Annotated in this window: 41 protein-coding genes; 37 read left to right on the top strand and 4 right to left on the bottom strand. The window is 71.0% G+C overall.

The window, feature by feature from the left end; all coding sequences use genetic code 11:
• Positions 1-247: 247 nt before the first annotated feature.
• The 18 genes from ABEA26_RS03775 (at position 248) to ABEA26_RS03690 (ending at position 9,642) form a co-directional block, all read left to right on the top strand.
• Positions 248-451, top strand: coding sequence for a transcription factor WhiB (locus ABEA26_RS03775; RefSeq protein WP_345589171.1), 204 nt, complete (start codon positions 248-250; stop codon positions 449-451).
• Positions 448-813: a hypothetical protein gene (locus ABEA26_RS03770; protein WP_345589169.1), complete on the top strand. Its 366-nt coding sequence runs from the start codon at positions 448-450 to the stop codon at positions 811-813. Before ABEA26_RS03775 ends, ABEA26_RS03770 begins: the two co-directional genes overlap by 4 nt.
• Before the next feature lie 3 nt (positions 814-816).
• On the top strand, positions 817-1,620 hold the full coding sequence (locus ABEA26_RS03765) for a DUF2303 family protein (RefSeq protein ID WP_345589167.1): 804 nt from the start codon (positions 817-819) through the stop codon (positions 1,618-1,620).
• Complete coding sequence (locus ABEA26_RS03760) at positions 1,617-1,934, top strand: hypothetical protein (protein ID WP_345589165.1); 318 nt, start codon at positions 1,617-1,619, stop codon at positions 1,932-1,934. Before ABEA26_RS03765 ends, ABEA26_RS03760 begins: the two co-directional genes overlap by 4 nt.
• A 12-nt stretch (positions 1,935-1,946) precedes the next feature.
• On the top strand, positions 1,947-3,851 hold the full coding sequence (locus ABEA26_RS03755) for an AAA family ATPase (protein ID WP_345589164.1): 1,905 nt from the start codon (positions 1,947-1,949) through the stop codon (positions 3,849-3,851).
• Positions 3,848-4,045, top strand: a complete 198-nt coding sequence (locus tag ABEA26_RS03750; protein WP_345589162.1) for a hypothetical protein — start codon at positions 3,848-3,850, stop codon at positions 4,043-4,045. Before ABEA26_RS03755 ends, ABEA26_RS03750 begins: the two co-directional genes overlap by 4 nt.
• Positions 4,046-4,099: 54 nt before the next feature.
• A complete protein-coding gene (locus ABEA26_RS03745) occupies positions 4,100-4,714 on the top strand; it encodes a hypothetical protein (protein ID WP_345589161.1) in 615 nt (204 codons plus the stop codon).
• 40 nt (positions 4,715-4,754) lie between these two features.
• Entirely contained in the window at positions 4,755-5,666 is a 912-nt protein-coding gene (locus ABEA26_RS03740) for a hypothetical protein (protein ID WP_345589160.1), read from the top strand.
• Positions 5,663-5,968: a hypothetical protein gene (locus ABEA26_RS03735; protein WP_345589158.1), complete on the top strand. Its 306-nt coding sequence runs from the start codon at positions 5,663-5,665 to the stop codon at positions 5,966-5,968. Before ABEA26_RS03740 ends, ABEA26_RS03735 begins: the two co-directional genes overlap by 4 nt.
• Positions 5,965-6,201, top strand: a complete 237-nt coding sequence (locus ABEA26_RS03730; protein WP_345589156.1) for a hypothetical protein — start codon at positions 5,965-5,967, stop codon at positions 6,199-6,201. The genes ABEA26_RS03735 and ABEA26_RS03730 overlap by 4 nt, the downstream gene beginning before the upstream one ends.
• Positions 6,201-6,560, top strand: a complete 360-nt coding sequence (locus ABEA26_RS03725; RefSeq protein WP_345589155.1) for a hypothetical protein — start codon at positions 6,201-6,203, stop codon at positions 6,558-6,560. The genes ABEA26_RS03730 and ABEA26_RS03725 overlap by 1 nt, the downstream gene beginning before the upstream one ends.
• Positions 6,557-6,925 carry a hypothetical protein gene (locus ABEA26_RS03720; protein ID WP_345589153.1) on the top strand — a complete coding sequence of 123 codons (369 nt, stop codon included), beginning with the start codon at positions 6,557-6,559 and terminating at the stop codon, positions 6,923-6,925. Before ABEA26_RS03725 ends, ABEA26_RS03720 begins: the two co-directional genes overlap by 4 nt.
• The gene (locus tag ABEA26_RS03715) at positions 6,922-7,146 is read left to right on the top strand and encodes a hypothetical protein (protein WP_345589152.1); all 225 of its coding nucleotides are present in this window, start codon (positions 6,922-6,924) and stop codon (positions 7,144-7,146) included. The genes ABEA26_RS03720 and ABEA26_RS03715 overlap by 4 nt, the downstream gene beginning before the upstream one ends.
• 163 nt (positions 7,147-7,309) lie before the next feature.
• Positions 7,310-8,041, top strand: a complete 732-nt coding sequence (locus ABEA26_RS03710; protein WP_345589150.1) for a hypothetical protein — start codon at positions 7,310-7,312, stop codon at positions 8,039-8,041.
• 2 nt (positions 8,042-8,043) lie between these two features.
• Positions 8,044-8,265 carry a helix-turn-helix domain-containing protein gene (locus tag ABEA26_RS03705; protein WP_345589231.1) on the top strand — a complete coding sequence of 74 codons (222 nt, stop codon included), beginning with the start codon at positions 8,044-8,046 and terminating at the stop codon, positions 8,263-8,265.
• A gap of 112 nt (positions 8,266-8,377) precedes the next feature.
• Positions 8,378-8,581: a helix-turn-helix transcriptional regulator gene (locus tag ABEA26_RS03700; protein ID WP_345589148.1), complete on the top strand. Its 204-nt coding sequence runs from the start codon at positions 8,378-8,380 to the stop codon at positions 8,579-8,581.
• 93 nt (positions 8,582-8,674) lie between these two features.
• Positions 8,675-9,433 carry a hypothetical protein gene (locus tag ABEA26_RS03695; RefSeq protein ID WP_345589146.1) on the top strand — a complete coding sequence of 253 codons (759 nt, stop codon included), beginning with the start codon at positions 8,675-8,677 and terminating at the stop codon, positions 9,431-9,433.
• Entirely contained in the window at positions 9,430-9,642 is a 213-nt protein-coding gene (locus ABEA26_RS03690; RefSeq protein WP_345589144.1) for a hypothetical protein, read from the top strand. Before ABEA26_RS03695 ends, ABEA26_RS03690 begins: the two co-directional genes overlap by 4 nt.
• Here the strand turns inward: ABEA26_RS03690 and ABEA26_RS03685 are convergent.
• The 3 genes from ABEA26_RS03685 to ABEA26_RS03675 all read right to left on the bottom strand — a co-directional run bounded on the left by ABEA26_RS03685 (position 9,632) and on the right by ABEA26_RS03675 (position 11,258).
• Positions 9,632-10,036, bottom strand: a complete 405-nt coding sequence (locus tag ABEA26_RS03685; protein WP_345589143.1) for a hypothetical protein — start codon at positions 10,034-10,036, stop codon at positions 9,632-9,634. The two genes, ABEA26_RS03690 and ABEA26_RS03685, sit on opposite strands and share 11 nt — an antisense overlap.
• 180 nt (positions 10,037-10,216) lie before the next feature.
• On the bottom strand, positions 10,217-10,666 hold the full coding sequence (locus ABEA26_RS03680; protein WP_345589141.1) for a DUF6221 family protein: 450 nt from the start codon (positions 10,664-10,666) through the stop codon (positions 10,217-10,219).
• A complete protein-coding gene (locus ABEA26_RS03675) occupies positions 10,659-11,258 on the bottom strand; it encodes a hypothetical protein (protein ID WP_345589139.1) in 600 nt (199 codons plus the stop codon). The genes ABEA26_RS03680 and ABEA26_RS03675 overlap by 8 nt, the downstream gene beginning before the upstream one ends.
• 139 nt (positions 11,259-11,397) lie before the next feature.
• Between ABEA26_RS03675 and ABEA26_RS03670 the strand changes: the two genes are divergently transcribed.
• The 16 genes from ABEA26_RS03670 to ABEA26_RS03595 all read left to right on the top strand — a co-directional run bounded on the left by ABEA26_RS03670 (position 11,398) and on the right by ABEA26_RS03595 (position 21,637).
• Positions 11,398-11,676 carry a hypothetical protein gene (locus ABEA26_RS03670; RefSeq protein WP_345589137.1) on the top strand — a complete coding sequence of 93 codons (279 nt, stop codon included), beginning with the start codon at positions 11,398-11,400 and terminating at the stop codon, positions 11,674-11,676.
• Positions 11,677-11,806: 130 nt separating this feature from the next.
• Positions 11,807-11,989: a hypothetical protein gene (locus ABEA26_RS03665; protein WP_345589135.1), complete on the top strand. Its 183-nt coding sequence runs from the start codon at positions 11,807-11,809 to the stop codon at positions 11,987-11,989.
• The gene (locus ABEA26_RS03660) at positions 11,989-12,186 is read left to right on the top strand and encodes a hypothetical protein (RefSeq protein ID WP_345589133.1); all 198 of its coding nucleotides are present in this window, start codon (positions 11,989-11,991) and stop codon (positions 12,184-12,186) included. The genes ABEA26_RS03665 and ABEA26_RS03660 overlap by 1 nt, the downstream gene beginning before the upstream one ends.
• 53 nt (positions 12,187-12,239) lie before the next feature.
• Positions 12,240-12,461 (top strand): hypothetical protein, encoded by a 222-nt coding sequence (locus ABEA26_RS03655; RefSeq protein WP_345589131.1) that lies wholly within the window; start codon positions 12,240-12,242, stop codon positions 12,459-12,461.
• Positions 12,462-12,530: 69 nt separating this feature from the next.
• On the top strand, positions 12,531-13,631 hold the full coding sequence (locus tag ABEA26_RS03650; RefSeq protein ID WP_345589130.1) for an SLC5/6 family protein: 1,101 nt from the start codon (positions 12,531-12,533) through the stop codon (positions 13,629-13,631).
• Positions 13,632-13,808: 177 nt separating this feature from the next.
• On the top strand, positions 13,809-14,222 hold the full coding sequence (locus tag ABEA26_RS03645; RefSeq protein WP_345589128.1) for a hypothetical protein: 414 nt from the start codon (positions 13,809-13,811) through the stop codon (positions 14,220-14,222).
• On the top strand, positions 14,219-14,782 hold the full coding sequence (locus tag ABEA26_RS03640) for a hypothetical protein (protein WP_345589126.1): 564 nt from the start codon (positions 14,219-14,221) through the stop codon (positions 14,780-14,782). Before ABEA26_RS03645 ends, ABEA26_RS03640 begins: the two co-directional genes overlap by 4 nt.
• Positions 14,779-15,354 carry a hypothetical protein gene (locus ABEA26_RS03635; RefSeq protein ID WP_345589124.1) on the top strand — a complete coding sequence of 192 codons (576 nt, stop codon included), beginning with the start codon at positions 14,779-14,781 and terminating at the stop codon, positions 15,352-15,354. Before ABEA26_RS03640 ends, ABEA26_RS03635 begins: the two co-directional genes overlap by 4 nt.
• A complete protein-coding gene (locus ABEA26_RS03630) occupies positions 15,351-16,172 on the top strand; it encodes a hypothetical protein (RefSeq protein WP_345589122.1) in 822 nt (273 codons plus the stop codon). The genes ABEA26_RS03635 and ABEA26_RS03630 overlap by 4 nt, the downstream gene beginning before the upstream one ends.
• A 63-nt stretch (positions 16,173-16,235) precedes the next feature.
• Positions 16,236-16,421, top strand: coding sequence for a hypothetical protein (locus tag ABEA26_RS03625; RefSeq protein ID WP_345589121.1), 186 nt, complete (start codon positions 16,236-16,238; stop codon positions 16,419-16,421).
• Positions 16,422-16,533: 112 nt separating this feature from the next.
• Positions 16,534-16,950 (top strand): hypothetical protein, encoded by a 417-nt coding sequence (locus tag ABEA26_RS03620; RefSeq protein ID WP_345589120.1) that lies wholly within the window; start codon positions 16,534-16,536, stop codon positions 16,948-16,950.
• 76 nt (positions 16,951-17,026) lie between these two features.
• On the top strand, positions 17,027-17,518 hold the full coding sequence (locus tag ABEA26_RS03615; protein WP_345589118.1) for a helix-turn-helix domain-containing protein: 492 nt from the start codon (positions 17,027-17,029) through the stop codon (positions 17,516-17,518).
• Positions 17,519-17,528: 10 nt separating this feature from the next.
• Positions 17,529-18,827, top strand: a complete 1,299-nt coding sequence (locus ABEA26_RS03610; RefSeq protein ID WP_345589117.1) for a PBSX family phage terminase large subunit — start codon at positions 17,529-17,531, stop codon at positions 18,825-18,827.
• The gene (locus ABEA26_RS03605; protein ID WP_345589115.1) at positions 18,827-18,991 is read left to right on the top strand and encodes a hypothetical protein; all 165 of its coding nucleotides are present in this window, start codon (positions 18,827-18,829) and stop codon (positions 18,989-18,991) included. The genes ABEA26_RS03610 and ABEA26_RS03605 overlap by 1 nt, the downstream gene beginning before the upstream one ends.
• Entirely contained in the window at positions 18,991-20,508 is a 1,518-nt protein-coding gene (locus ABEA26_RS03600) for a phage portal protein (RefSeq protein WP_345589113.1), read from the top strand. The genes ABEA26_RS03605 and ABEA26_RS03600 overlap by 1 nt, the downstream gene beginning before the upstream one ends.
• A gap of 13 nt (positions 20,509-20,521) precedes the next feature.
• The gene (locus ABEA26_RS03595) at positions 20,522-21,637 is read left to right on the top strand and encodes a phage minor capsid protein (protein WP_345589111.1); all 1,116 of its coding nucleotides are present in this window, start codon (positions 20,522-20,524) and stop codon (positions 21,635-21,637) included.
• Here ABEA26_RS03595 and ABEA26_RS03590 read toward each other — a convergent pair whose 3' ends face one another.
• A complete protein-coding gene (locus ABEA26_RS03590; protein WP_345589109.1) occupies positions 21,638-21,844 on the bottom strand; it encodes a hypothetical protein in 207 nt (68 codons plus the stop codon).
• 159 nt (positions 21,845-22,003) lie between these two features.
• Here ABEA26_RS03590 and ABEA26_RS03585 point away from each other — a divergent pair, with 159 nt between their 5' ends.
• From ABEA26_RS03585 to ABEA26_RS03575, 3 genes are read left to right on the top strand one after another with little or no spacing between them, the layout of a single operon-like run.
• Positions 22,004-22,792 carry a hypothetical protein gene (locus tag ABEA26_RS03585; RefSeq protein ID WP_345589107.1) on the top strand — a complete coding sequence of 263 codons (789 nt, stop codon included), beginning with the start codon at positions 22,004-22,006 and terminating at the stop codon, positions 22,790-22,792.
• A gap of 22 nt (positions 22,793-22,814) precedes the next feature.
• A complete protein-coding gene (locus ABEA26_RS03580) occupies positions 22,815-23,765 on the top strand; it encodes a major capsid protein (RefSeq protein ID WP_345589105.1) in 951 nt (316 codons plus the stop codon).
• Entirely contained in the window at positions 23,762-24,142 is a 381-nt protein-coding gene (locus ABEA26_RS03575; RefSeq protein ID WP_345589103.1) for a hypothetical protein, read from the top strand. Before ABEA26_RS03580 ends, ABEA26_RS03575 begins: the two co-directional genes overlap by 4 nt.
• The last annotated feature ends 61 nt before the right edge of the window (positions 24,143-24,203 follow it).

The raw sequence follows: 24,203 nt of genomic DNA, 5'->3' as shown, positions 1-24,203 counted from the left end.
GGACAGCCTTCCTCCTCGGCCACGGCCGGGAACCGGAAGGCATCGTCCGACGCACCTGCGACCGGGCCTGCTACGAGCCGACACACCTGACCGACGCGCGGATGCGCCACGAGGGCGCGCACTGCGGAACCCGGCCCGGCTACCAGCGACACCTAAAGGACTGCGAGGAGCCGTGCGCGCGCTGCCGCCGGGCGAACGCCGACGCCGACAACCGACTGCGCCGCACCGGCACCACCAAGGCCGCAGCGTGACCGGCTGGATCGGCGGCCTCCAGATCAGCCGCACCGACCGAGGCCAGACCCCCGTCGCCGACTTCCTCTGCACCGCCTGCGGCACCTACCGCCGCATCACCGGCCGCGACAAGGTCCGCGACTTCGTCCGCGCCAACCCCGTCACCGACCGCCGGGCCAACTGCCGCCCGACCAACCAGAAAGGCACCCCCCAGCGATGACCGCAAACACCGAAACCGGCGAAATCCAGCAGGCCCCCGTCGCCGCCTTCCTCGCCAGCCACCTCAACGGCCGCACCGAGGAAGAACTCTCCACCGAGTTCCACACCCTCCTTGACGCCGTCCGCGCCCACGGCAAGAAGGGCCAGATGACGATCACCATCGTCGTCGAGCCGCCCGCCAACGGCGTCGACAGCGCCCCGCTCCCCATCGGCGTCGAGTCCGCGGTCAAGGCCCCCAAGCCCACCCCGGTCAAGTCCCTCTACTTCCTCGACGACGAGGGCCTCCCCGTCCGCGAGGACCCCCGCCAGATGGCCATCGAGTTCCGCAGCGCCCCCTCCACCACCGACTACAAGAAGGCCTGACCCATGACCGACAACACCCTCACCATCGTCGAAACCGCCCTCCGCGCCGCACCGCCGGCCGAACTCACCCCCGGCAAGGTCTACGCCTTCCACACCCCGCACGGCGTCCACCAGGTCAACCTCACCGGCCCCGAGCACACCGGCCAGCCCCCGCGGAAGTCGGGCACCACCACCGTCCGCGACGCCCGCTCCTGGACCGCGTACTTCACCAAGCACAGCAGCGAAGCCAGCGAGGTCTACGCCGACAGCGAGCGCCTCACCGTCACCGCCGTCCTCGACGCCCACGCCGCCGACACCCCCTCCTGGGGCGGCCACCGCCTCGTCCTCTCCCTGCGCCCCACCGACGCGTGGAAGCAGTGGCTGCACAACGACGGCCAGCTCCTCGACCAGGAAGCGTTCGCCGAGTTCCTCGAGGACCACCTCCCCGAGCTCCTGGAGCCATCCTCCGCCGACATGCTGGAGATCGCCCAGTCCCTCCAGGCCGCCAGCAAGGTCGACTTCCAGTCCGGCGTGCGCCTCTCCTCCGGACAGCGGCAGTTCCAGTACGTCGAGACCACCACCACGAAGGCCGGGCAGAAGGGACAGCTCACCGTCCCCGAGACCTTCGTCATCGGCCTGGTGCCGTTCGAGGGCAGCGAGGGCTACCGGCTCACCGCCCGCCTCCGGTACCGCATCACCGACCGCGGGCTGCGCATGGGCTACAAGCTGGAACGCCCCACCGACATCCTGCGCACCGCGTTCGGTGACGTGGTCGACGCGATCGACGGACACATCGAGCAGCCGGTCATGAACGGCACGCCGGCGTGACCGGGGCCCGGCCGCGGGGCAGCGGTAGCGACGGCACCCGCCGCTGCCCCGCGTGCCGGGCACCCCTCCTCATCCAGTGGGTCGGCACCACAGCAGCCCTGAAGGCCATCGTCGACCTCCCGGCCCCGGACGAGTCCCGCCCGTGGCCCGCCGCGAAAGCCCGCTCCACCGACATGAACCTCGTCTGGTGCCTGCCCCGCCCCCGCCACGGGCCCCTCCGGCTCCGCTGGGCCCACACCCGCCACCCACCGGACTGCCCCCACCAACACCTCACCAGCCACACCTGCACCACCGAACCGACCACGCTCTTCTGAGGAGACCGCCCCGTGGACAACGTCCGCCACATGACCCGCGAACCGGCGGACCAGGACGGCCCCGAACAGTACGACGCAGAGCGGTACGTCCTCGGCGGCTGCATGCACCAGCCCAAGCAAATCCCTGCCATCCGCGGCGTCCTCAACCGCACCGACTTCGCCCTCCCCGCCCACGAACTGATCTGGGACGTCCTCGGCCACCTCTACGACCAGGGCGAACCCGTCAACCCCATCTCCCTGCGCATCGAGCTGGAGAAGCGCAAGGAACTCCGCCGCGCCGGCGACATCGGCTACGTCGCCCAGCTCGGCAACTACGGCGGCGACCCCCAGTACTACGCCGCGGAAGTCCGCCGCCGCGCCGACCTCCGGGCCGAAGCCGACCTCGGCCGCCGCATCGTCCAGCAGGCCACCGCCCCCGAAGCCGAACCCGGCCGCGCCGTCACCTTCATCGACGACTACCTCAAGCGGCAGTCCGAACGCGCCGCCGGCCGCTCCGGCGACCCCGCCGACGCCCTCCTGGCTGAACTCCTCGACGCGTCCAGCCTCGACAACATGCCCGCCCTCGAGCCCCTCGTCGGCGACCTCCTCCACCTCGACTCCCTGGCCCGCATCATCGGCCCGTCCGGCCACATGAAGTCCTTCGTCACCATCGACATCGCCGGACACGTCGGCACCGGCATGAAGTGGCACGGCCAGTACGTCCGCCAGGGCACCGTCGTCTACCTCGTCGCCGAAGGCGCCCGCGGTATCCGCAAACGCGTCCGCGCCTGGGAACAGCACTACGGACTGAAGATGGACAACGTCCTCTTCCTCCCGCGCCCCGTCCAGGCCATGGGACCCGAGTGGGACACCCTCACCGAGGCGATGCGCCGCCTCCAGCCGCAGATGATCGTCATCGACACCCAGGCCCGCGTCTCCGTCGGCGTCGAGGAGAACTCCAACACCGAAGTCGGCGTCGTCATCGAACGCATCGAGGAGCTGCGCCGCGCCACGCAGGCCTGCGTCCTCGTCGTCCACCACACCGGCCACATCGGCGAACACGGCCGCGGCGCCTCCAGCGCAAAGGGCGCCCTCCAGTCCGAGCTGCACGTGTCGAAGAAGGGCGACAACGCCAAGAACATCGTCGTCACCGTCAAGGTCGGCAAGCAGAAGGACGACGAGGAGTCCGGCGACATCCAGTTCGGCCTGAAGGTCGTCACCCTCGACGGCGAGGCGAAGCCAGACGGCCGGCCGGTCACCTCCGTCGTGCTGGAGTCCCTCGACCAGCGGCCCCCTGGCGAGGTGAAGGGCACCCCTGAGTGGCTCGTCACCGTCCTCGACCGGGCGCAGGTGTCGATGAAGTGGGGCAGCCCTCGCGTCATCAAGTGGTGCGCGGAGTACGGCATCCAGATGCGCAAGGACAAGATCGAGGAAGCCGTCCGGATCCGGAAGCAGCGGAACAGCTTCGACGAGGTGCGTAACGGGACGGGGGATGTCAATTCGGGCGCCCCTTTCGGGGCGAACCCGGACACGGGTGACGAACAGCATCACGGAGTGTCCGATTCGCCCCTGAATAACCTCCCCCCGAACCTCCCCCGCGATCTTGAAAGCCACCTCCCCCGCGATCAAGGGGGGAGTTCCGGGGAGTTCCAGCAAAACCCCACGTCAAACCTCCCCCCAAACCCCGGGGGACCCCCGGGGGACGTCCCTCCCCGACCTCCCTCCCCCCGCCCCGCCTCTAAGGCGGGGGGAGGTACGGAGGGGGACCCCGACAACCAAGACACCACAGGCCCTCTCTGCACCATCTGCGACCGCCCCATCAACCCCGACTGGGCCAACCGCGGATACGACACCCACCTCGGATGCGACCCCGCCACCGGCAGCCACCCCGACCGACCCGACCACGGCCACACCCACACCGAAAGGCACACCGCATGACCACCGAAGAGGACGAGCGCGAAGCGCACGCCACCGCCATCGCCCAGCTCCTCGGCTCCGCCGAAACCACCACCGAGATGAACGCCCTCACCCGCGTCGGCCTCCGAGCCGGATTCCTCTGGCGCTGCCCCACCTGCAAAGAGCCGAAGTACGCCAACCGCGAGACCTGCTGCGACAAGCCCCGCCCCGCCTGAGCGCGGACATCCGGTTACAGCCAGCCACGCGCAATCCAGCCAAGGGAGCACACAGTGACCACCGAACACCCGTACACCGACGACGACCTCCGCGCCGAAGCCGGCCTTGCCCTCTCCGCTCTCGTCCACCTGCCGACCGTCGACGAGATCACCACCTCCCTGCGGAGTTCCTACGTCCCGCACCTGCACGCCGACGGCGACGAGGCCACCTGGGGTGACCTCCTGGACCAGGACGGGCTGACCGAGGCAGCTCGCCAGATCCACGAGTTGATGATCCCGGCGGCGCCCGTGGGCGAGTGGGCCGTCAACCTCGGCGCCGACAACCTCCAGCCGTCCACCGAGCACGAGATCACCCTCAACGCTGGCCGGCCGATCGCCCGGATCCACTTCGCCTTCGAACCCGACATGCCCGAGGAGATGCGCACCGATCTCGTCCAGGGCATCGGCGACGCCATCAACGAGGCCGGAGCCGAGCGCGAGGACGACGAACCGGCCGACTCGGACGCGGCGGTGTTCGACCTGATCAGCGAGATCGCGTCGAAGCTGCGCGATGCCACCGACAGCGGCGAGTACCACGCCGTCGGTCTGATCTACGACCTCGCGATGAGTCGGACGACTGTCGCCGAGGCGCGTGCCGAGCTGGCCGACATCGAGTTCGGCCACGTCTGACCGCAGGCCGACACCACCACCCGAACCCGAGAGGACCGTCATGACCGACCAGACCCCGGCGCAGCAGATCACCCGCGCCATCCACGCCAAGACGCCGCCTACCGGCCGGACGGACGAGTACCGGCTCGGGTGGGAGCAGGCGCTGGACGCCGCGATCGACGCGGTCCTGGCCGTGCTGTCCTCGTCTCCCGACCAGGCCGTGCACCCGGGCGCCGTCCGTGAGCAGCTGCTCGCCGCGATCGACGACACCCGCTGCGAGCCGCTCGGCTACGCCGGGAAGGCCGAGCTGCTGGCCGCCTACGACGCGAGCCGGACACCCGCCGACCAGGGCGCGCTCCGCAACCGCATTGCCGCCGCCGTCCGAGACGCCGCGTGCGACGGCAAGTGCGGGAAAACCGAGGAGCAGTGCTTCCAGGAGCGCATCCAGCCCGTCGCGTGGCATCACGGCCGCCTTGTGGTGGTCGAGGCGGAGCCGGAGCAGATCGCCGACGTGGTGCTGGCCGTGCTGCCCGCGCCCGCCGACCAGGCCACCACGTGGTCGCCGTGCTCGCCCGAGTGGCTGCGCGCCATGCCCGCCGGTGCGTGCTCCTGGGCGCCGAGGAAGGCCGGGGACGGGGCCACCGTCTCGCACTACCACCCGGCCCTGCCCGCGCCCGCCGACCGGGGCGCCGTCCTCCGCGAAGCCGCCGCCGCTCTGGCGGAGGACGACTACCTCCTCGCTGCTGAAGAGCTGCGCCGCATGGCCGACGAGACGGCAGCCACCGAGACGCAGGCCGTCGCGCTCACCCCCGCCGAGCGGACCATGCTCGGCTACGCCCTCGACCAGGCCCAGGAACGGATCTGGTCGGAGGGCGGGTTCACCGAGGAGGACCAGGCCGCCGTCGACTCGCTGCGCCGCTTGACCGCCGAGCAGTCCGCCGCTGGGGCGCGGCAGGACGGGGCGCAGCGATGACCGACGCCGAGGCCGACTGGGTCTTCGAGAACGTCCTCGACCGAGCCCCGGACGCGTTCGTCGCGGGCGGCAACTGTCGCTGCCAGGGGCCGGCCAGGTACTGCAGTCTCTGCTGGGGAGGCCTCCACGACGACTGTGAGGGCTTCACGTTCATGTACGAGGGCCACGTCTTCAACGCCCGCTTCTCCTGGCCACCGCTCGCCGACCTCCGTCTGGCCGGCCGCCTGTGCAAGAAGCGCTGCGCCTGCACCTCCTGCTACCCGGCCGAGGAGCAGCTCGACCTGTTCGGAGCCGCCACGTGATCGCCGAAGCCCTCGACACCCTCCAGGCCCTCCTAATCGCCGGAGGTATCTGGCTCATCACCGGGTCCATCGCCCTCCTCCTCGTCCTCACCCTGGCCGTGCTCGGCCTGTACGGCATCGCCCGCGCCACCTGGCGCGCCCTCCGCGGCCACAACCGGCCGACCTGGGCCCGCAGCCGAGCAGCCGCCCGCCGGTACGCCCGCCGTGGCCCCGACTACGAGGAGGCGGCCTGATGCCCATCCGCCCAGAGAACCGCCACCGGTACCCCGCCGACTGGAAGCAGATCAGCCTCCGCATCCGCACCGATCGCGCCGCAGGACGCTGCGAATGCCACGGCGAATGCGGCCGCGGCACCCACGCTGGCCGCTGCCCCAACGTGAACGGCGGCCACGCGTACGGCACCGGCTCGAAGGTCGTGCTCACCGTCGCCCACCTCGACCACACCCCCGAGAACTGCGACCCCGCCAACCTCCGCGCCATGTGCCAGGGCTGCCACCTCCACTACGACCGCGACCACCACCGCGAAACCGCCGCCGCCACCCGACGCGCGGCTGTCGAGGCGGCCGGCCAGCTCACATTGGGCGCGCCGTGATCGCCCGCCTCCTGGGCGCCGCCATCGTCGCCCTCCCGCTCATCAGCCTCGCCCTGCTCGGCCTCGGCCGGGCAGGGCAGGCCCTCGCCCACCACGCAAGGAACACCATGAGCCACGCCCAACGCACCATCACCGCCTGCCACACCGGCGCCTTCCTGGCCTCCGCCAGCGCCGGCTACTCCGCCCTCCACCACCCGCTCCTCATCGTCCCCGGCCTGGCCGGTGCCGTCTTCCTGCTGTGGGGCGCGTCCTCGATCCGCGACACGGCGGGACGGTGGGACGTCCGAGACGCCGCGCTGGACGCCGCGGCCGCCGCCGACGAGCAGATGCTCCCCACCAACACCGACCACAGGAGCGCAGCATGAACCAGCCCACCGCCCACACCCCGTACGACCACGCCCTGCACCAGATCAACGAGGTCAGCGACCAGACCAACCGCGTGACCGGAGTCGGCGAGTACGGCCGACCCATCGACCCCGTCACGACGAACGCCGTCCTCACCGCCCGGTCGAACCTGGCGATCGCTTCGGCGCTGTTGGCCGTGGCCGACGCGCTGCGGGCGAAGCCGACCGAGGGCCAGCCGTGACCGCCCCATCGTCGACTCCCCGGGGCGAGCACACGCCCGCCCCGGGCGTCACCTGGCAGACCGAGTTGGTGCGCGTCGAGCAGCTGGTGGACGACACCGCACCCGGCCCCCGACCGAACCGAGCCGCACGACGCGCGATGAAGCGCGCAGCACGGAGGACCCAGTGACCGACCGCCACACCGTCGACAGCATCACCAGCGACCAGCTGGACGCCCTGTACGCCCGCATCGAGACCCTGGAGCACGTCGCCGCGGGCAACCGGCGGCACGTCCAGCAGATCGTGCCCGACCTCGAGCGCGCCCAGGCCGAGCGGGACCAGCTTCGCGAGGTCCTCCACCTGCTCCGGTATGGCCTGGCACGCGCCAAGGGCAAGGAGCTGGCAGCCGAGTACGTCGTCGACCTGATCGACACCACGATGCGCGTGGCCGCAGACGGCGCCCTGGAGCCCTGCGACGCCGACGCCCAGGCCAACCGCGCCCGGATCGCCGAGACCGAGCTGCGCGTTCTCCGTGCCGGACTCCGCGCGAACGGCGCCGACCCCACGCAGATTCAGAACCTGTGGGCGCAGATCCGCCTCCGCAACCGGCAGTGGCGGGACGAGAAGCGGCGCGCCGAGCGGGCCGAGGCCGCCATCGAACGGGTGCGCACCCTCCACCAGCCCCAGCCGGACGGCACCGCCGACCCCGACGGCCAGCAGTGCAAGACGTGCAGCTGCGACGGAGGCGACGGCTACCAGTACCTCGTGCCCTGGCCGTGCCCGACCGTGCAGGCGCTCGGCGAGCCCACCCCGGCAGCGACGGAAGCGACCGAGGCCGCCCCCTGCTGCGGCAAGCCGTCCGGCGCCATCTGCGTCCACGACGTCACCCCGCCCGCCGACCAGACCACGGAGAAGTGACCATGCACGACGCGCGTTACACCAGCAGCCCAACGACGGGCGATCGCCTCCTGTACGACGCCAAGGAAGTGGCCCGTCTGTTGAGCGTCGGGATCACGACGGCCAAGACGTTGATCGGGAACGGGCAGATCCGCAGCATCAAGATCAGTCGATCGCGACGGGTGCCCGCCGATGCCCTTCGCGAGTACGTGGACAGGCTCGACGCGGAGCAGAACGCCCGCTGACCGACAACGAAGGGGCGCGCCACTCATTGCTTTGGCGGGGTGGTTCGCGGACGAACCCCGAGAGGTCGCATCAGCCATCCTCATCGCACCATCACCTACCCGAGGAGAGACCATGAACAGCCAGCCCAGGCCTCGCCGCCCGCTCGCTACCCCGCAAGAGATCGCCGAGTACTGCGGCGTTCCGCTCGGCACGGTTTATCAGTGGTCCAGCCGTGGCGGCGGCCCGAAGCTCATCAAGGTCGGCCGGCACCTGCGGGCCCGCTGGACCGACGTGGAGCACTGGCTCGACACCCAGACCGTCAAGTCCTCTCGCTGAACATACGGCAGGGGCGCGCCCACGATCTCCCCAGACCAGGCGCGCCCCTTCGGTGGCCACACTGTACCGCCCTATGTACCAAGGGGATGCACGATGACCACCACCGCCACGAACCTCCGCACCTGCGCGATGCACTGGACCGACCTCCACGAAGCCGCCGGCGCCCCCGCGCAGATCGGCGCCTTCGGTCTCGGCCTCCGCGGCTACCTCGCCCGCCTCGACGCCGCCGACCGCGACGAGTTCAACTACGACCGCGCTCACGCCGCGCACCTCCGCAGCCAGGAACGTGACCCGCTCCAGATCGGCGAGCGGCCCGTCCCCGTCCGCCTCCACATCCTCGACACCATGCGCGCCGTCGAAGCCGCCCTCGTCCAGTGCGCCGACGACATCGCCCACCACGTCCAGCGCGCACCCATCGCCGGACCCACCGCGCGCCGGACCGCGACGCACCCGTACCTCACCCAGCGCGAAGCCGACATCGCCGCCGCCGACCGGCAGCGTCGCACCCAGCTGGCCCACGCGGACATCGTCGACCCGCGCCGCTGGCGGTACACCGGCCGCCGCACGGCACCCCACGCCGCGCTCTGGCTCCTCGCCCGGATAGAGCGCGCCCCCGGGCCGTGCCGGCGCCTCACCGAGGAGGAGGAGCAGCGGATCGGGAGCATCGCGGCCGGCGCCGCGGACCGGGTCGAGCGGGCGCTGGACATCGCGGCGCAGCAGCGGACTCTGTCGACGCCGTGCCCGGACTGTGACGGGGCGGTCGATGTGCACGGTGGGGAGGGCCGGGTACCTGTTGCGCACTGCACCGGGTGCGGGCGGATCTGGGCGGAGGGCGGGGTGATCGCGGCATGAGGCTGGCCTGGGTCCGTATCCGCTTCACCATCCGCAAGACGCTCGGCATCCGCGACCAGCGGCAAGGCAACCTGCGACTGCGCATCAGGGAAATGGAGGCGCAGCGCCGAATGAGCCGGGAGCAGCGGCGATCCGGCGTCCGGCTGGCTCGGTGGGCGCTGGCGATCGCGGCGCTGGCTGTCGTGGCGTGGGTGGCCGTCACGTCCTGAACAGCACGCGGCCCGCCGATCCCCGAGAGGATGGCGGGCCGCGGCCGTTGGGAAGCGCGCACCCGCACCGTACGGCCCGCCCGGTCAGTGCGTCCAGATCCTGCACCCCACGGCCCCCGGCTCCCGGCTCCCACCGGAACCCGCGCCGGCCCTCGTACTCTGGGATGGGCTCCGGCTTGCCGAGCCGGAGCAGGCCCGCGTCCACCAACGGCGCGAGCGTCTCGGCCCGCACGACCAGAGCGACCACCCACGGACAGGGCGGGTCAGCCGGCCGCTCGCTGACGAGCGCGATGTGGTGGCCGGTGGCGCTCGGCGGCACAGCCCAGGTGGGGAAGATGCTGCCGGTCATGAAGACCCGGTGGCGCAGGTCGGTGAAGGCGTCCTTGGGTGTCATGCGTCGATGCTGTCCCGGGCCGGGGTCGGTCGTCTGCGCCGGAGGCCCACACCGTGTGTGTCCTAGGCCACGTCAGGGAGCCCAGACGTCCGGCCCGCCCCCAAGGCACCGCAGGGCCCGGCCGGCGGCACGACGGAGCCCCCGCACAGGTCTCGTGCGGGGGCTCTCGCGCGCCTGGGGTTACGGCCGCCACTCCATGCGGTAGCCGGGCCGGTCCGCGTACGGCAGGGCGAGGATGCGCAGCGTGGCGCATGGGTATTGCGCCGGGAAGTGGCCGCAGACCTGGCAGTCCTCGATGGTTTCTCCGCCGCTTCCGGTCGACCGCCGGTGTACAGGCCGGTGCAGGTCGAGCATCTGCCTTTTGGCGTCGATCTCGCGCAGCACCCGCGCCGGGTCCCACTCCGCGACATGCCGCGCCACGCCTTCATCGTCCGACGCACGGGGATCGACGTGGGAAACCACTCCGTCCTCCATCGCGTCCTCGACGTACCACCGTTGCCCAGCACCTCGGGTATCGAAGGGCGACGGCTCGGCATGCCAGACGTTCGCGTCATCAGTCCACGACGCCGCCCGCGCGGTCCGCTCGTCCTCGTCGAGCTGCGCGCGCAGCCACTGCACCAGCTCACCCATCCTGCGCCCCCGACTCCTCGGCCATGCCGCGCAGCAGGTCCTCAGCAATGAAAAGGCCACAGCGCAGACCGACCGCGTCGTCGTCGCCGTCTTCCACGCCGGCGATCTTGGCCTGGGTGCGGTTGGCAGCCTCCCGCAGGACGGCCGCCCGGTAGGCGCCGAGCAGCTTCTCCGCCTCGTCCCACGGGACGCAACGCTTCTCCGCACGCTGGTTGTACGGCGGGTCGTTCAGGGCGGACAGGATCGCGATCCGGGGATCGGTCGTCGTGGTCACAGGTACTCCTTGCGGCTTCCGCGCGCGGCCGGCCTTCTTGGTCGGAACGCTGCGCTGCTGAGTCTTGTCCGGCCCCCGGCCGCGCCGCCGCGCCTGCATGTACGGCACCAGCAGCTCGTACGGGAGCATCCGCGTCTTGCCCACAACGCGGTAGTCGTCGGGGCCGATCGGCCAGCCGGACGCCGGATCGCGGGCCAGTTTGCGGAGCGCTTCCGCCGTCATGCTCTGGGCGATGCCGTCTGCGACGAGCCGTTCGGCCGCCTCGGTGAAGGACAGCATCGTCCGCTGCTCCTCTCCCTGGGGCGTCTGTTCGGGCATGGGCTCATCCTCCCAGACTTGTTGCGCTGAACGCAACAAGTCGCTACGGTCGTACTGCACCAACGAGAACGGCCCCGGTCGGTGTGTGGAAGCCCGGCCGGGGCCAGCCATCCCACCTGCATCACCAGGAGGAACGACCGTGCCCAACGGTATCCGCACCACCCAGGCACAGCCCAGCCCGGCGCAGCACGCCGTCGCCATCGCCTACGACAACCACGGCAGCCGCTGGGGCACCAACACCCCCGAGAACGCCGAGACCCTCATCGCCCAGGAGCGCGCCGCCGGCGCTGCGATCGACGAGTGGGAGACCACCGACCGCGCCGGCCAGCCCCTCCGCGTCGTCCGCATCCCCGACGCGTCCTGGCTCGACACCATCTTCGTGTTCACCACCGAGGTCCGGCCGGCGGTGGCCGCGTGAGCTACCAGGGACCCACCTGCACCACCTGCCACGGCGCCGGCGGACACACCGAGACCACCCCCACGCCCGACGGCGGACACAGCAGCGTCTGGCGCCCCTGCGGCACCTGCCACGGACGGGGGACCCGCTGATGCACCAGGTCGAGGAGAAGGAGATCCGCCCGGAGCTCGGCGAGTGCGGCACCACCGTTCCGGTCCGCGTCCTCACCGACGACGGCAGCACCGCCCGCGTCCAGATCGACGGCTGCGGCGTGCTCCTCCGGCAGGGCGCCGTGCACACCGTGCCGTCCACCGCCGTCAGGAGGCGCTCCTGATGGGCCTCTTCTCCCGCCGTACACAGTCGACCCGCGCCTACCCGGCCGCCGGCACCTCTGTCACCGGCGACGCCGGCCGTTTCCGCCGCTCGAAGACCACTGGCGCCCGCAAGGCCGCCCACGACGGCCAGGCCTGGGAAGACCGCGACCGCGCCCAGGACCGCCGCGGCGGCAAGTGGTACCGCCCCGCCCGCTAACCCACCGATCCGAGACCGCCGCCATTGACGGCATCTGACGAAAGGACCCCGCCATGGCCATGACCGCCGCCGAGCACTTTGAGAAGGCCGAAGAGCTCCTCGAGGAGTCCGTCCGCTACTGGGACGACGAGAAGGGACTGCGCTGGGGCATCCTCGCGCAGGCCCACCTGGACGCCGCCCGCCTCCTGTTCGACATCGAGCAGAGCAACACCGTCTCCGACCCCGCCAGGCTCACCGGACTGGGACGGATCGCCCAGGAACGCCGCGCCAAGTAGCCACCCCGACCCCGACCGGCCGCCCGCGCGACCCCCCCGCGCGGGCGGCCCCCACCCGGAAGGACCCCGATGGAACGCCTCCGCCGCCTCGACCTGTTCGCCGTCGTCGAGAAGCTCCTCGTCTTCGCCGCGCTCGCCCTCGTCGCCATCACCGTCGGCGGCCAGCTCGGCCCCATGCTCGGCCTCCACGGCCGCCTCGGCCTGATCGCCGGCTGGTCCATCGCCCTCGTCTACGACGCCCTCTGGATCGGCGCGCTCCGCATGTCGGAGGTCGCGATCCGGCAGCGCTCCCGCCTCGGCATGGCCGTGATGCTCGGCCTGTCCGTGGCCGCGCTCGGCGTCTCCACCGGCACCCTGCTCGTCTTGGGCCACGCCAAGGTGTTCGCGTTCGTGCCGCTCGCCGCCGCCGCGTTCATGGCGCTCAGGCTGTTCGCCGGCAACGTCCTCGCCGACGGAGACACCGCCAACGCGATCGCCGAGCAGGCCGCCGCCGACCGCGCTGCCCGCGCCCTCGCCGCCGCCGACGCCCGACACCTGCGCTCGACCGCGGTCACCGACGTCGTCACCGAGACCGCCGGCCACCTCGGCGAGATGGAGCGGCAGATTGCCCGCGCCGAGACCCTCACCGTGGCGGAGGCCCGGATCGCGAAGGCCCGCGCGAAGGCAGAGAAGCGGCTGGAGCGCTCGGACAAGCGGCACGGCACCAAGGCGCAGGCGTTCGCGGCACGGTCCCTGACGCTGGCCGTGCCGACCCCCGGCACGCCCGCCCTGCCCACCGGCACGGACCGTCCCGCCGCCGACCCGACTCCGGCCATCGAGACCGCCCCCGGCACGGCCGCTCAGCAGCCCGTGACGGACACCGGCACGCAGGTCAGCACCCACACCGAGACCGCCACCGGCACGACCGACACGCCCCCGGCACAGCCCGTCACGCTCACCGACCTCGCCACCGTCACGGGCGTGCCGACCCCCGTGCCGGGCGAGCCCCTCACCGACGCCCAGATCGACGTCGTCCTGCGCCACCTCCGCTACACCGACGACCCGCCCAACTCCTACCGGCACGCCCGTAAGGACTTCCGTGACGCCGGATACGTCGGCAGCGAGGAGCGCGTCCGCCGCGTCTGGGCCGCCCTCCTGGCACACGAGGAGGCCGCCCCCGTCAGCGAGTAGAGCCCGACGTCCGGCACCACCAGTGACGGCCAGCACCCCGTGTTCTGGCCCTCGCTGCGACTGCCGGAAGCAGTCACCAGCACCACCAGGAACGGCGAGTGACCCGGCGAGCAGACCCCGTGCAGACCCGGCAAGCAGACCCCGCCCTACCCCTCTCCGACCCGTGAGGACCGCCTCATGACCAGCCAGGGCGCCGACGAGCTACGCGTCCTCCACTACCTCCACCAGCTCGACGTCCATCCCGCCGGCCACCATCACGCGCCGCCCGTCCCGCCACCATCCACCAGCCCGCCCGAGGACACCATGCTGCTGCTCGCCATCTGCCTCGCTGGGCTCGCCCCCGGCCTGGCCACCGTCTGGCTCCTGCGCCGAAAGGGCTGGCTCCTCGCGACCCTGACCGGTCTCGCGGTCACCCTCGCCCTGCCCGGCCTGTTGATCCTGGCCATGGTCGCCATGCCGCCCCTCGGCTACGTCATCGCCGTCTGCTCGGTCGTCATCGCGGTCCGCGCGTTCGACGAGGGTCGGGTTTGGGTCGGCTGCGCGTGGGCCGTGGTGCTCGTCGTCTCGTTCGCCTGTGCGGGTGTGTTGTGACCGACCGTCAGCCGATCACGCCGACGCGGGTCATCCCGGCCGGGCAGTCGCTGCCCGCGCCGGTCCCCCCGCCACCTCCACCGCCCCGTCCGCCCGCCGATCCGGACTGGTGGCGGCCCGGATCCGGACCGTCCGGACCGCCCCCGCCCGTACCCATCGACGTCCACGTCCACATCGACATCACCCCAGGCGGACCGCCCGCCATCCCGGACCCGGAGCCTGGGCCGCGCTGGTGGTCCCGCATCCGGATCGGCTACAACCTCGCCTTGGCCGCCCTGTCTCTGACGTTCGCCGGACCGTGGGGCGCATTCCTCGCCACCGTCCGCGACGAGGAGAGCCTGGCCGGCGCCTGGACCATGGCCGTCATCCCGCTGATCGTCCTGGCCGTCCTCGACAACGCCCGCCGAGTCGAGGCCCTGCACGCCGACCCGGACCTGTGGGCGCCGAAGTGGCGCGCTGCTCTGGCCCGCTTCCTGCTGTGGACCGCGGTCATTGGCACTGTCCTTACTCTCCCGATCACCACGCTCGTCTACGCCCTCACCGGAGTGAAGCCCGCATGAACGTCACCGTGGCCGCCAGTCAGTACACGACCACGACCATCAGCACCGCTGGTTTCGCCCTCGGTCTGGCCCTGCTCGGCACCGAGCTGTGGCGCTGGCACAAGGGCGGCGGGGGCGGTAAGGCCGCAGGCCCGGGCGCGCCCGGTGGCCGTGACCCGAAAGCCCTGGTCCCCCTGGGCTCCGGCATCCTGTGCGGCATCCTGATGATCGCCTGCCCCGCCGGTCTCCTCGGGACCTTCGCCAACTTCCTGCGCTGGGGCGGCAACAGCGTCGGCGACCTGGCCATGAGATGGCTCACCGGCACCCCAACCCAGACGTTGGGCAGCGCCGCCGCTCCGCGTATCGACGGGTACGGGGCCATCGTCGTCGCCGCGCTGACCGTATCGCTGTGGCTACTGCGGAAGTCCATCGCAAAGACCGTGAAGGGCAAGTGGTGGAAGGGCGTCCTGGTCGGCGTGCTCCTCTGCATCAGCACCGGCACCGCCGCAGTCATTGCGCAGCAGGTCATCGCCGGGGTCAACGGCCTGGGCGCCTGGGCTATCGGCGGCCTCGCCACTGGGACGATCGCGTGAGCGCCCCCTCGACGATGCAGTGGATCCGCCAAGCCGGACAGCGGATCGCCACCGGATCCGGGCAGCTCGCCACCCACCTCGTGAGCCGCGCCCTGCACGCCGGCCGCCGACTCTGGCACCGCGCTGCCGACTGGCTGAGGGAGGCGTCAGGCGTCGGCTGGCTACTGCGCCTGGCCGTGCTCATCGCCGCGGCCGCACTTCTCCGGAAGATCGTTATAGCCATCGCTGCAGCGGTGTATGCCCGCGTCGAGGCGGGCGCCGCGCCGTGGCTGATGTGGGGCGCCGCCGGGCTGTGGGTGGTCGCCTCGTACCGATGCGGCCGGGACGACTGGGAACCGAAACAGCCGTCCGTCCCCGAGTCGCCGGCCGACGGCGAGCAGCTGGCAGACGACACGAGCCCCGAGCCCGCCGTCGCCCAGGCCTCGGCCGGGCCGCCCCCGGTTTCAGCCGTTACGCTGATCGCCACGGTCCGCGACATCGGCACCCCGCACGCCCAGCTGAAACCGATCGCCGAGCACCTCGGCACGACCACCGACGCGGTGCGTGCCGCAGCGGCCGCGCTGGGGTGGCCGGTGAAGGACGTGCGCATGCAGGGCCGGTCGGCGTCGGCGGGGCTGCGCTGGGACGAGTGCCCCTCTCCTGCCCCTCTCGACCCCTTGCCGGGTGTCGTCGGTGCAGGTCACCCCGCCGACGACAACGACGACGACACGACCGAGGAGGGGCCTCAGAAGGGGGTCGCTGTACGGCGCACCAATGGCGGGCTGATCATCTACGACCTCGCCGACACCCACCGCCGACGGGGAATCGTCGGCCGCTGAAGGACCGTTGAAGGGCCCCGCCGTTCCGTGACGGCGGGGCCTTCCGCACGAGAGGATGAGGGCATGACCGAGAAGCATGAGATGAGCTGGGAGCCCGACTTCAGCGAGTCCGTGGACGAGAATCTTTGGATGGTCCGCGAGCTCACCGGCGTCACGACCGTCCGCTGCTCGTGCGGGCTCGTTCAGGACGTGACCAACAGCAACGTGCAGCGCACCGTTGAGGAACGCCAGAACCTCAACCTCGCTTGACGTTTCAGCCGATCATGCCGCACCATAGGCCGCAGATCTGGCATGCCCGGAACCGGAAGCCCCGCACGCGGCATCATTCCCCCCGTATCTCACATCCTTCCCAGGGGGGACCATGAACACCCGCACCGCCGCCGCAGCCCTCGCCGCCGGCGCACTTCTCGCCCTCACCGCCTGCTCCAGCAGCGACGACGAGGCCGACACCAAGCCGAAGGCCCCGGCCACCGAGCAAGAGCCCACCCAAGCAGAGACGGCCGACGCCGCGAAGGGCACCGGCCTCCCGCCCAGACCGACAGGCGAGAAGCGCCAGCAGCTCCTCGACGCCCTGGCCAAGGCCGCCCCGGACGTCGTCCGCTACGAGGACAAGGCCGTCGACGCCGCCCGCAACCAGTGCAGCGCCTTCGGTGAGGGCGTCAAGCGGCCGGACTGGCTCGCGTCGCAGCGCTTCACGTACAAGGACGTCACGACGACCGAGGCGCAGGGCAAGCAGATCAACCAGGCCCTGAAGAGCATCGGCTTCTGCAACGTCTGACCGCACACCACTGACTGGCCCGGCCGCACACCCCCGGAGCGGCCGGGCCTTCGCACGTCCCCGAGGAGGTGGCCCTGTGGCCGTACGCAAGGACATGCGCCAGGTCACCGACGAGGAACGCGCCGAGATCATCCGCCTCCACGGCGAAGGCAAGGGCCGCAACGAAATCGCCCGGCTCATTGGCCGCGCCCAGCGCACCATCTCCCTGATCTGCGCCGAGGAGAACCTCGTCTTTGACGTCACCATGACCGAAGAGGCCACCCGCCATCGCGTCGCCCAACTCGCCGAGCGCCGCGCGATGCTCGCCGAGGCTCTCCAGGATGACGCCGAACGGCTCACCGAGCAGATGTGGCAGCCCGCCAAGGTCTTCCGGATCGGCGGTGGAGCGAACAAGTACACCGAGCACAACCTCGACGAGCCGCCGGCCGACGCCAAGAAGGACCTTATGGCCTCGGCCGGTATCGCCATCGAGAAGAGCCTGAAGCTCGTCCCGCCGGAGCGCGAGGACCTGGAGGGACTGGCCGCAGTCGATCAGTGGCTGAGGGGGATGATGCCGGGCGGCGAGTGAGGGGGCAGCGATGTTCACCCCACTCGCCGGCAAGGCACTCCGCGCCACGCAGCTGGCCGCCGCCCGCGGCAATCTCTGGGAGGGCGCGGTCCGCTCGGGCAAGACGATCGGCTCGATCATGGTGTGGCTGCGGTACGTCCGCACCGGCCCGCCCGGCGCGCTACTCATGGTCGGGAAGACCGAGCGGACGCTGAAGCGGAACATCATCGACGTCATCGTCCAGATGATCGGCAAGAAGCGCTGCGACTACCGCGCGGGCGCGGGCGAGGTCATCATCTTCGGCCGCACCATCTACGTGGCCGGCGCGAACGACGAGCGGGCCGCCGACAAGATCAAGGGCCTCACCCTGGCCGGCGCGTACTGCGACGAGCTGACTACCTACCCCGAGAACTTCTTCCAGATGCTGGAGACCCGACTCAGCGTCGAGGACGCCCAGTGGTTCGCCACGACCAACCCCGAGGGCCCGAACCACTGGTTGAAGACGCAGATCCTCGACCGGGCCCGGCTGCACCTGCGCCGCGACGGCACCCTCGTCGAGACCGCGGATCCGGACGCGCTGGACGTGGCCCGGTTCAGCTTCGTCCTCGACGACAACCCGGCCTTGCCCGCCGCGTACGTTGCGTCCCTGAAGAAGTCCCACCAGGGCTTGTTCTTCAAGCGGTACATCCTCGGCGAATGGTGCCTGGCAGAGGGCGTCATTTACGACGCATTCGACAAGCAGCGCCACGTCGTCAAGGAACTGCCGCAGATCACCCGGTGGTTCTGCGACGCCATCGATTACGGCACTACCAACCCGTACGCCGACCTTCTGATCGGCCTCGGCTCGGATCACCGGCTGTACGTCGTCTCGGAGTACCGGTGGGACTCCCGCGTGCAGCGCCGGAAGATGACGGATGCCGAGTACAGCCAGGGCCGCCGCCGGTGGCTGGCATCGGTGGCGCAGCCGCAGAGCAACGTGGTCGGTGTTCAGCCGGAGTGGACGGTGGTGGACCCGTCGGCGGCCTCGTACATCGAGCAGTTGCACCGCGACGGTGTGTCTGGTGTGACGCCGGCGGACAACGCGGTGATGGACGGTATCCGCACAGTCGGCAGTTTGTTTTCGACGGGCGGCCTGATGGTGCACGAGTCGGCGCAGGGGCTGATCGAGGAGATCCCGGGCTACAGCTGGGACAGTGCGGCGGCTGAGCGTGGCGATGACAAGCCAATCAAGGAGAACGACCACAGCTGCGACGCCTTGCGCTACGGCGTTCGTACGACCGAGGCCCTGTGGCGGCCGTACCTACCGACTCGACTGGAGGTAGCCGCCTGATGGCTGAGCAGCCCATCACCCCGGACGCCGCGATCGAGAACGCCGCCCGGCTCCTGCGCGCCGCCGAGCTGGAGACGAACCTCGCCCTGATGGAACGGCTCGACGAACTCGCCACCTCGTGGCTGAGCCTTGCGCACCTGCTGATGGAACGGGAGGCAGTCTGATGCCGCTGCCCACGGGTGACACCACCTGGCCGCCCCCCTACCTCGGCCCCGCACTCGACGCCATGCACACCTGGGACACCTGGTGGTCCGGCGACCCCGACCGGCTGGAGCAGCTCTACGGCGGCAGCACCGGCGGCGGACCCGACCCCAAGCGACTGCAGTACGCCGGCGGAGTCGTCGGCCGGATGGCCCGCTGGTGGTGGGGTACACCGACCGCCCCGGGCGAGCGGCGCACGAAGATGCACGTGCCGATCGCCGGCGACCTCTGCGGCGGGAGCGCCGACCTCCTCTTCAGCGAGCCGCCAGCGTTCACCGTCGACGACGACACGACACAGAAGCGCCTCGACGTCCTCACCGACGACGGCCTGCTTGCCACCCTCCAGACCGCGGCCGAGGTCGGTGCCGCGCTCGGCGGGATCTACCTGCGGCCGGTCTACGACAAGGACGTCGCCGATCGAGCCTGGGTCACCGCGGAGCACGCCGACCGAGCGCTCCCGGAATTCAAGTGGGGCCGCCTCTCCGCCGTCACCTTCTGGAAAGTGGTCAGGGAAGAGGACGGCCAGGTCTGGCGATACCTTCAGCGGCACGAGCCGGGCGTCATCCTGCACGGCCTCTATCAGGGGACGAAGGAGAAGCTCGGCCGGCCTGTCCCGCTGGAGGACTCGGACGAGACCACCGGGTTCGCCTCACTGGTGAACGACGAAGGCGCGGTCGAGACCGGGTACGCCGGCCTGGACGTGGTCTACATCCCCAACCAAAGCAGCCGCCGGTGGCGCTGCAACCAGACGCTGAAGGACTGGGGCCGCTCGGACCTCGACGGCGTCGAGCCGCTCATGGACGCCCTCGACGAGACCTACTCCAGCTGGATGCGGGATATCCGCCTCGGCAAGGGCCGCATCGTCGTCCCCGAGACGTACCTCCAGTCCAACGGGCCGGGGCGCGGTGCGAGCTGGAATCCGGATCAGGAGGCGTTCGCTGGGGTCGGCATGCTCGACCGTGGGGCCAGTGGCGGCATGCAGCTCACGGTCGCCCAGTTCGCGATCCGCGTGCAGGAGCATCACGACACGGCGGAAGACCTCGTCAACCAGATCCTCCGTTCCGCCGGGTACAGCGGGCAGACGTTCGGTATCGGTGGCGACGTCGCTGTCACCGCGACGGAGGTCACCGCCCGGGAGCGACGGTCGATGACGACGCGCGGCCGGAAGATCTTGCGGTGGCGGCCGGCGCTCGCGCAGCTGGTGGAGGCGCTCCTCGCTGTCGACCAGTACGCGTTCGGTGGCGGGCTCACCCCGCAGCGGCCGACGGTCGAGTTTGAGGACTCCGTGCAGGAGGATCCGCTGTCGCTGGCGAACACCGTGGACGTGCTCAGGCGGGCGCAGGCGGCGTCGACGGACACGCTGGTGCGGATGGCCCACCCTGAGTGGGACGACGACCAGGTGCAGGCGGAGGTCGGCCGGATTCAGCTGGAGAACGGCACCGCGGTGCCCGATCCGATGCAGACCGGCGCGCTGCCGTAGGAGGTGGTCGGCTGTGCCTGTGTCCCCGGCCATGGCCGAAGACCTCGCCGCGGCCGTCGCTGACCTGTACGAGGCCGCCGAGGGCGTGCTGATCGAGAAGATCCGGCGCGCCCTGGCCGAGGGCATCAACTCTCCGGTGTGGGTGCAGCTGAAGCTCGCCGCCATCGGCAACTTGCAGGCCGCGATCGACGAGGTGATCGCCGCCCTCCAGCTGGACGCGTCCGGTGCGATCGGGCAAGCCCTCGCCGAGGCGTACGACCGTGGGCAGCAGGCGGCCGTCGCCGAATTGGGGGCACTCGGCGTCGGCCAGGCCGCCGCCGCTGCGACCGTTCTTCCCACAGCACCGGTCATCGACCGTCTCGCGCAGGCCGTCATCGCCGACACCGGCCCCGTCTATCTGCGGATGCTTCGGGCCTCGATGGACGCCTACCGGGACGTCGTCTCCCGGGCCGCCGCTGCGCCCGTGCTCGGCGCTCAGACCCGACGCCAGGCCGCCCAGTCGGCGCTGGACGACTTCGCCGGCCGCGGCGTGAAGGGTTTCGTCGACTCCCGGGGCCGCTCCTGGGAGCTGCGGTCCTACGTCGAGATGGCGATGCGCTCCGCTGTCGGCCGCGCGGCCGTCGAGGCGCACACGGATCGGCTCGGCGCGGCCGGCGTGGTGCTGGTGATCGTGTCGCAGGCGCCGGAGGAGTGCGAGCTGTGTCGTCCGTGGGAGCGGAAGATCCTCACTCGTACTGGGCAGCCCGGGAAGCGGTCGGTGCAGGTGGAGCACGCGACGGAGGACGGCGAAATGGTCACCGTCAGGGTGGCCGGGTCGCTGCCGGAGGCCCGATCGGCGGGTCTGATGCACCCGAACTGCCGGCACACGGTGTCCGCCTACCTGCCGGGCATCTCGCGGATTCCGAAGGCACAGCCGTCGCGGGGGACGTACGAGGACTCGCAGCGGCAGCGGTACTACGAGCGGCAGATCCGAAAGTGGAAGCGGCTGGAGGCCGCAGCCATGGACGATGCGCGACGGACGTTGACGCGGGCGCGGGTGCGCGCGTATCAGGCGCGGGTGCGTGAGCTGGTCGCGGAGACGGGCCTGCCTCGCAAGCGTCACCGCGAGCAGCTCACGACCGCACGCTGACTACCGGCGCCCAGCCAAGGGCGACCCGCCTGCGATGGACGGGCCAGGCTTCGCCTCGGTGGGCGCGTTCGAGGTGACGATCGCGTAAGCCTCGGCGAGGTAGCGCGCGTTCTCACCGTGGCCAGCTTCTGCAGCGCTACCGATGGCGTTGAGCAGTTCGATACGGACCTGGTCTGCGAGCTGAGGCTCGCTCTTGTTCTCAGTCATGAGCAGACCGTAAGGCCATTCGGCAGCGGATGTTCCCCCTGCCTCCTTTGTCGCTGGTCAGCGGCACCACAGACTTCCGCCCGCCTGGCGCGGGCCGGATCGCACAACCCCCGCCAGGCGCGGGGCCGACACCACCCGACGCGCACCAGGAGTGCACGCATGCAGAAGCGAACCCTTCCCCGGCAGGCCAGTGCTGGCTGGGCACACCCCTACGGCCACGGCCCTTTCGCGCCGTACCTGTACGCCGACGGCGGGGACGGAGACGACTCCGGATCCGACAACGGCGGCAGCGGTGACGACACGGGCACGGACGACGACCAGGACGACGATGCCGGCGGGACCGGCGACGACGACCAGGACGACGACGCGGCCAAGGGCGACAAGCCCAAGCCGAAGCCGCCCGCGAAGAAGGACGAGGACCCGGCGGCCGAGTTGGAGCGGCTCCGTAAGGAGCTGAAGCAGGCCAACTCGGAGGCGGCCAAGGCCCGCACTGGGGCGAAGAAGCAGGCGGCCGAGGAGGCCAAGGCGCAGCTCGTCCAGGAGATGGGCAAGGCGCTCGGTCTGGTCAAGGACGACAAGGACGAGGCACCGGATCCGGCGAAGCTCACGGCCGAGATCGAGCGGACGCAGAAGGCGCACCGCGAGACCGCGATCGAGCTGGCCGTGTTCCGCAGCGCGGGCAAGTACGGCGCGGACGCTGCGGCCCTGACCGACTCTCGGTCCTTCCTCACGTCCATCGACGACCTCGACCCGTCCGACGAGGGGTTCGCGAAGGCCGTGTCCGCCGCCATCAAGGCCGCGGTCGCGGATAACCCCAAGCTCAAGGCCGCGAGCCAGGCGCCCGCGCGCACCAGCGGCGACTTCTCCGGCAGCTCCGGAGGCCGCCCCAAGAACGACGACTCCATCGACGCTCACCGCGAGGCACGCCGAAAGGCGCGCGGCGGCTGACCTCCGCAGAAGAGAGGGCCCCATGGCCAACACCTTCCTGACCCCCGACACCATCGCCCGCCGGGCCCTGGCCACGCTGTACGAGACCACGCACATGGCGCAGCTCGTCCACCGCGACTACGAGGCCGACTTCGCGGGCCGCGTCGGTGACACGATCACCGTCCGCAAGCCCGCGACGTTCGTCGCCAACGAGTTCAACCGGGCGACGGGCATCGTCCCGCAGAACGCTACCGAGAGTGGCTTCCCGGTGGTCCTCAACCACCTGCCCGACGTCAGCTTCACGGTGACGACGGAGCAGCTCAACCTGGAGATCCAGGACTTCGGCGAGCAGCTCCTCGACCCGGCCATGGAAGCCATCGCCCAGAAGATCGACCGCGACCTGCTGGCGCTGCGCGACGACGTCACGCAGACCGTCGGCGCCGTCGCCGAGGACCCGCTCGGCGAGAACCACAACTACACCGACGGCCACTACCCGTGGTCCGACTCGCGGGTCCTCATCGAGGCCGGCGCGGTCCTGGACACGAAGAACGTGCCGCAGGCGGACCGCAACGTCGTCGTCGGCCCGCGCACGAAGGCCAGGTGGGTCGCGGAGAAGATCTGGCGCGCGGCCAACGAGCGCGGCTCCACGGTCGGTCTGACCGAGGCCCAGTTCGGCGCCCGGGCGTCCGGCTTCACGCCGTACATGACGCAGAACATCGCGGGCCCGGCCGAGGTCCCGACCACGGGCGAGCCGACGACCGAGGTCGACGTCGCCTTCCACAAGACGGCGTTCGCGCTGGTGACCCGCACGCTGGAGGTTCCGCCCGGGGCGCAGGACGCCACGATCATGAACTACAAGGGGTTCGCCCTGCGCGTGGTCTACGACTACGACATCAAGTACAAGCAGACCGTCGTCTCGGTCGACTGCCTGTACGGGACGAAGACGCTCGACGCCAACCGTGCCGTGCTCATCCAGGGAGCTGCTGCCGCATGATCCGCTACCACAACACCAACACGGGTGACGTCGTCGAGCGTGAGCACGAGGACGCCCGACTGGAGATGCTTCCCAACTGGGAGCGCCTCGACAGCGACGAGACCCCGGAGGCGCCCTCCCCGGACAGCGTCCTCCAGCGGCCGCAGGCCTCCCCGGGCGTCGCGCTCACCTCCACCGAGGGCCCGCGCGCGGCCGTCGAGGAGGAGTACAAGGAGCAGCAGGAGGACGCCGGGGACCCGCCGGACCGCTCCGCGTCGAAGGACACGTGGGTGGAGTACGCGCTGAAGCGTGCCGTGTCCGACGAGGAGCGGACGGAGATCCCGTCCCTGACCAAGTCGGTGCTCGTCGCGAAGTACGGCGAGAACCCGGCCACCTGATCGGTTCGTCGCGAGCGAGGGAGGCCCCATGGTGGCCTCCCTCTCGCATGTCCATAGGAGG

It is taken from the genome of Streptomyces marokkonensis, from assembly GCF_039539045.1.
Lineage (GTDB): Bacteria > Actinomycetota > Actinomycetes > Streptomycetales > Streptomycetaceae > Streptomyces > Streptomyces marokkonensis.
This window is presented reverse-complemented; position numbering and strand designations above follow the sequence as displayed.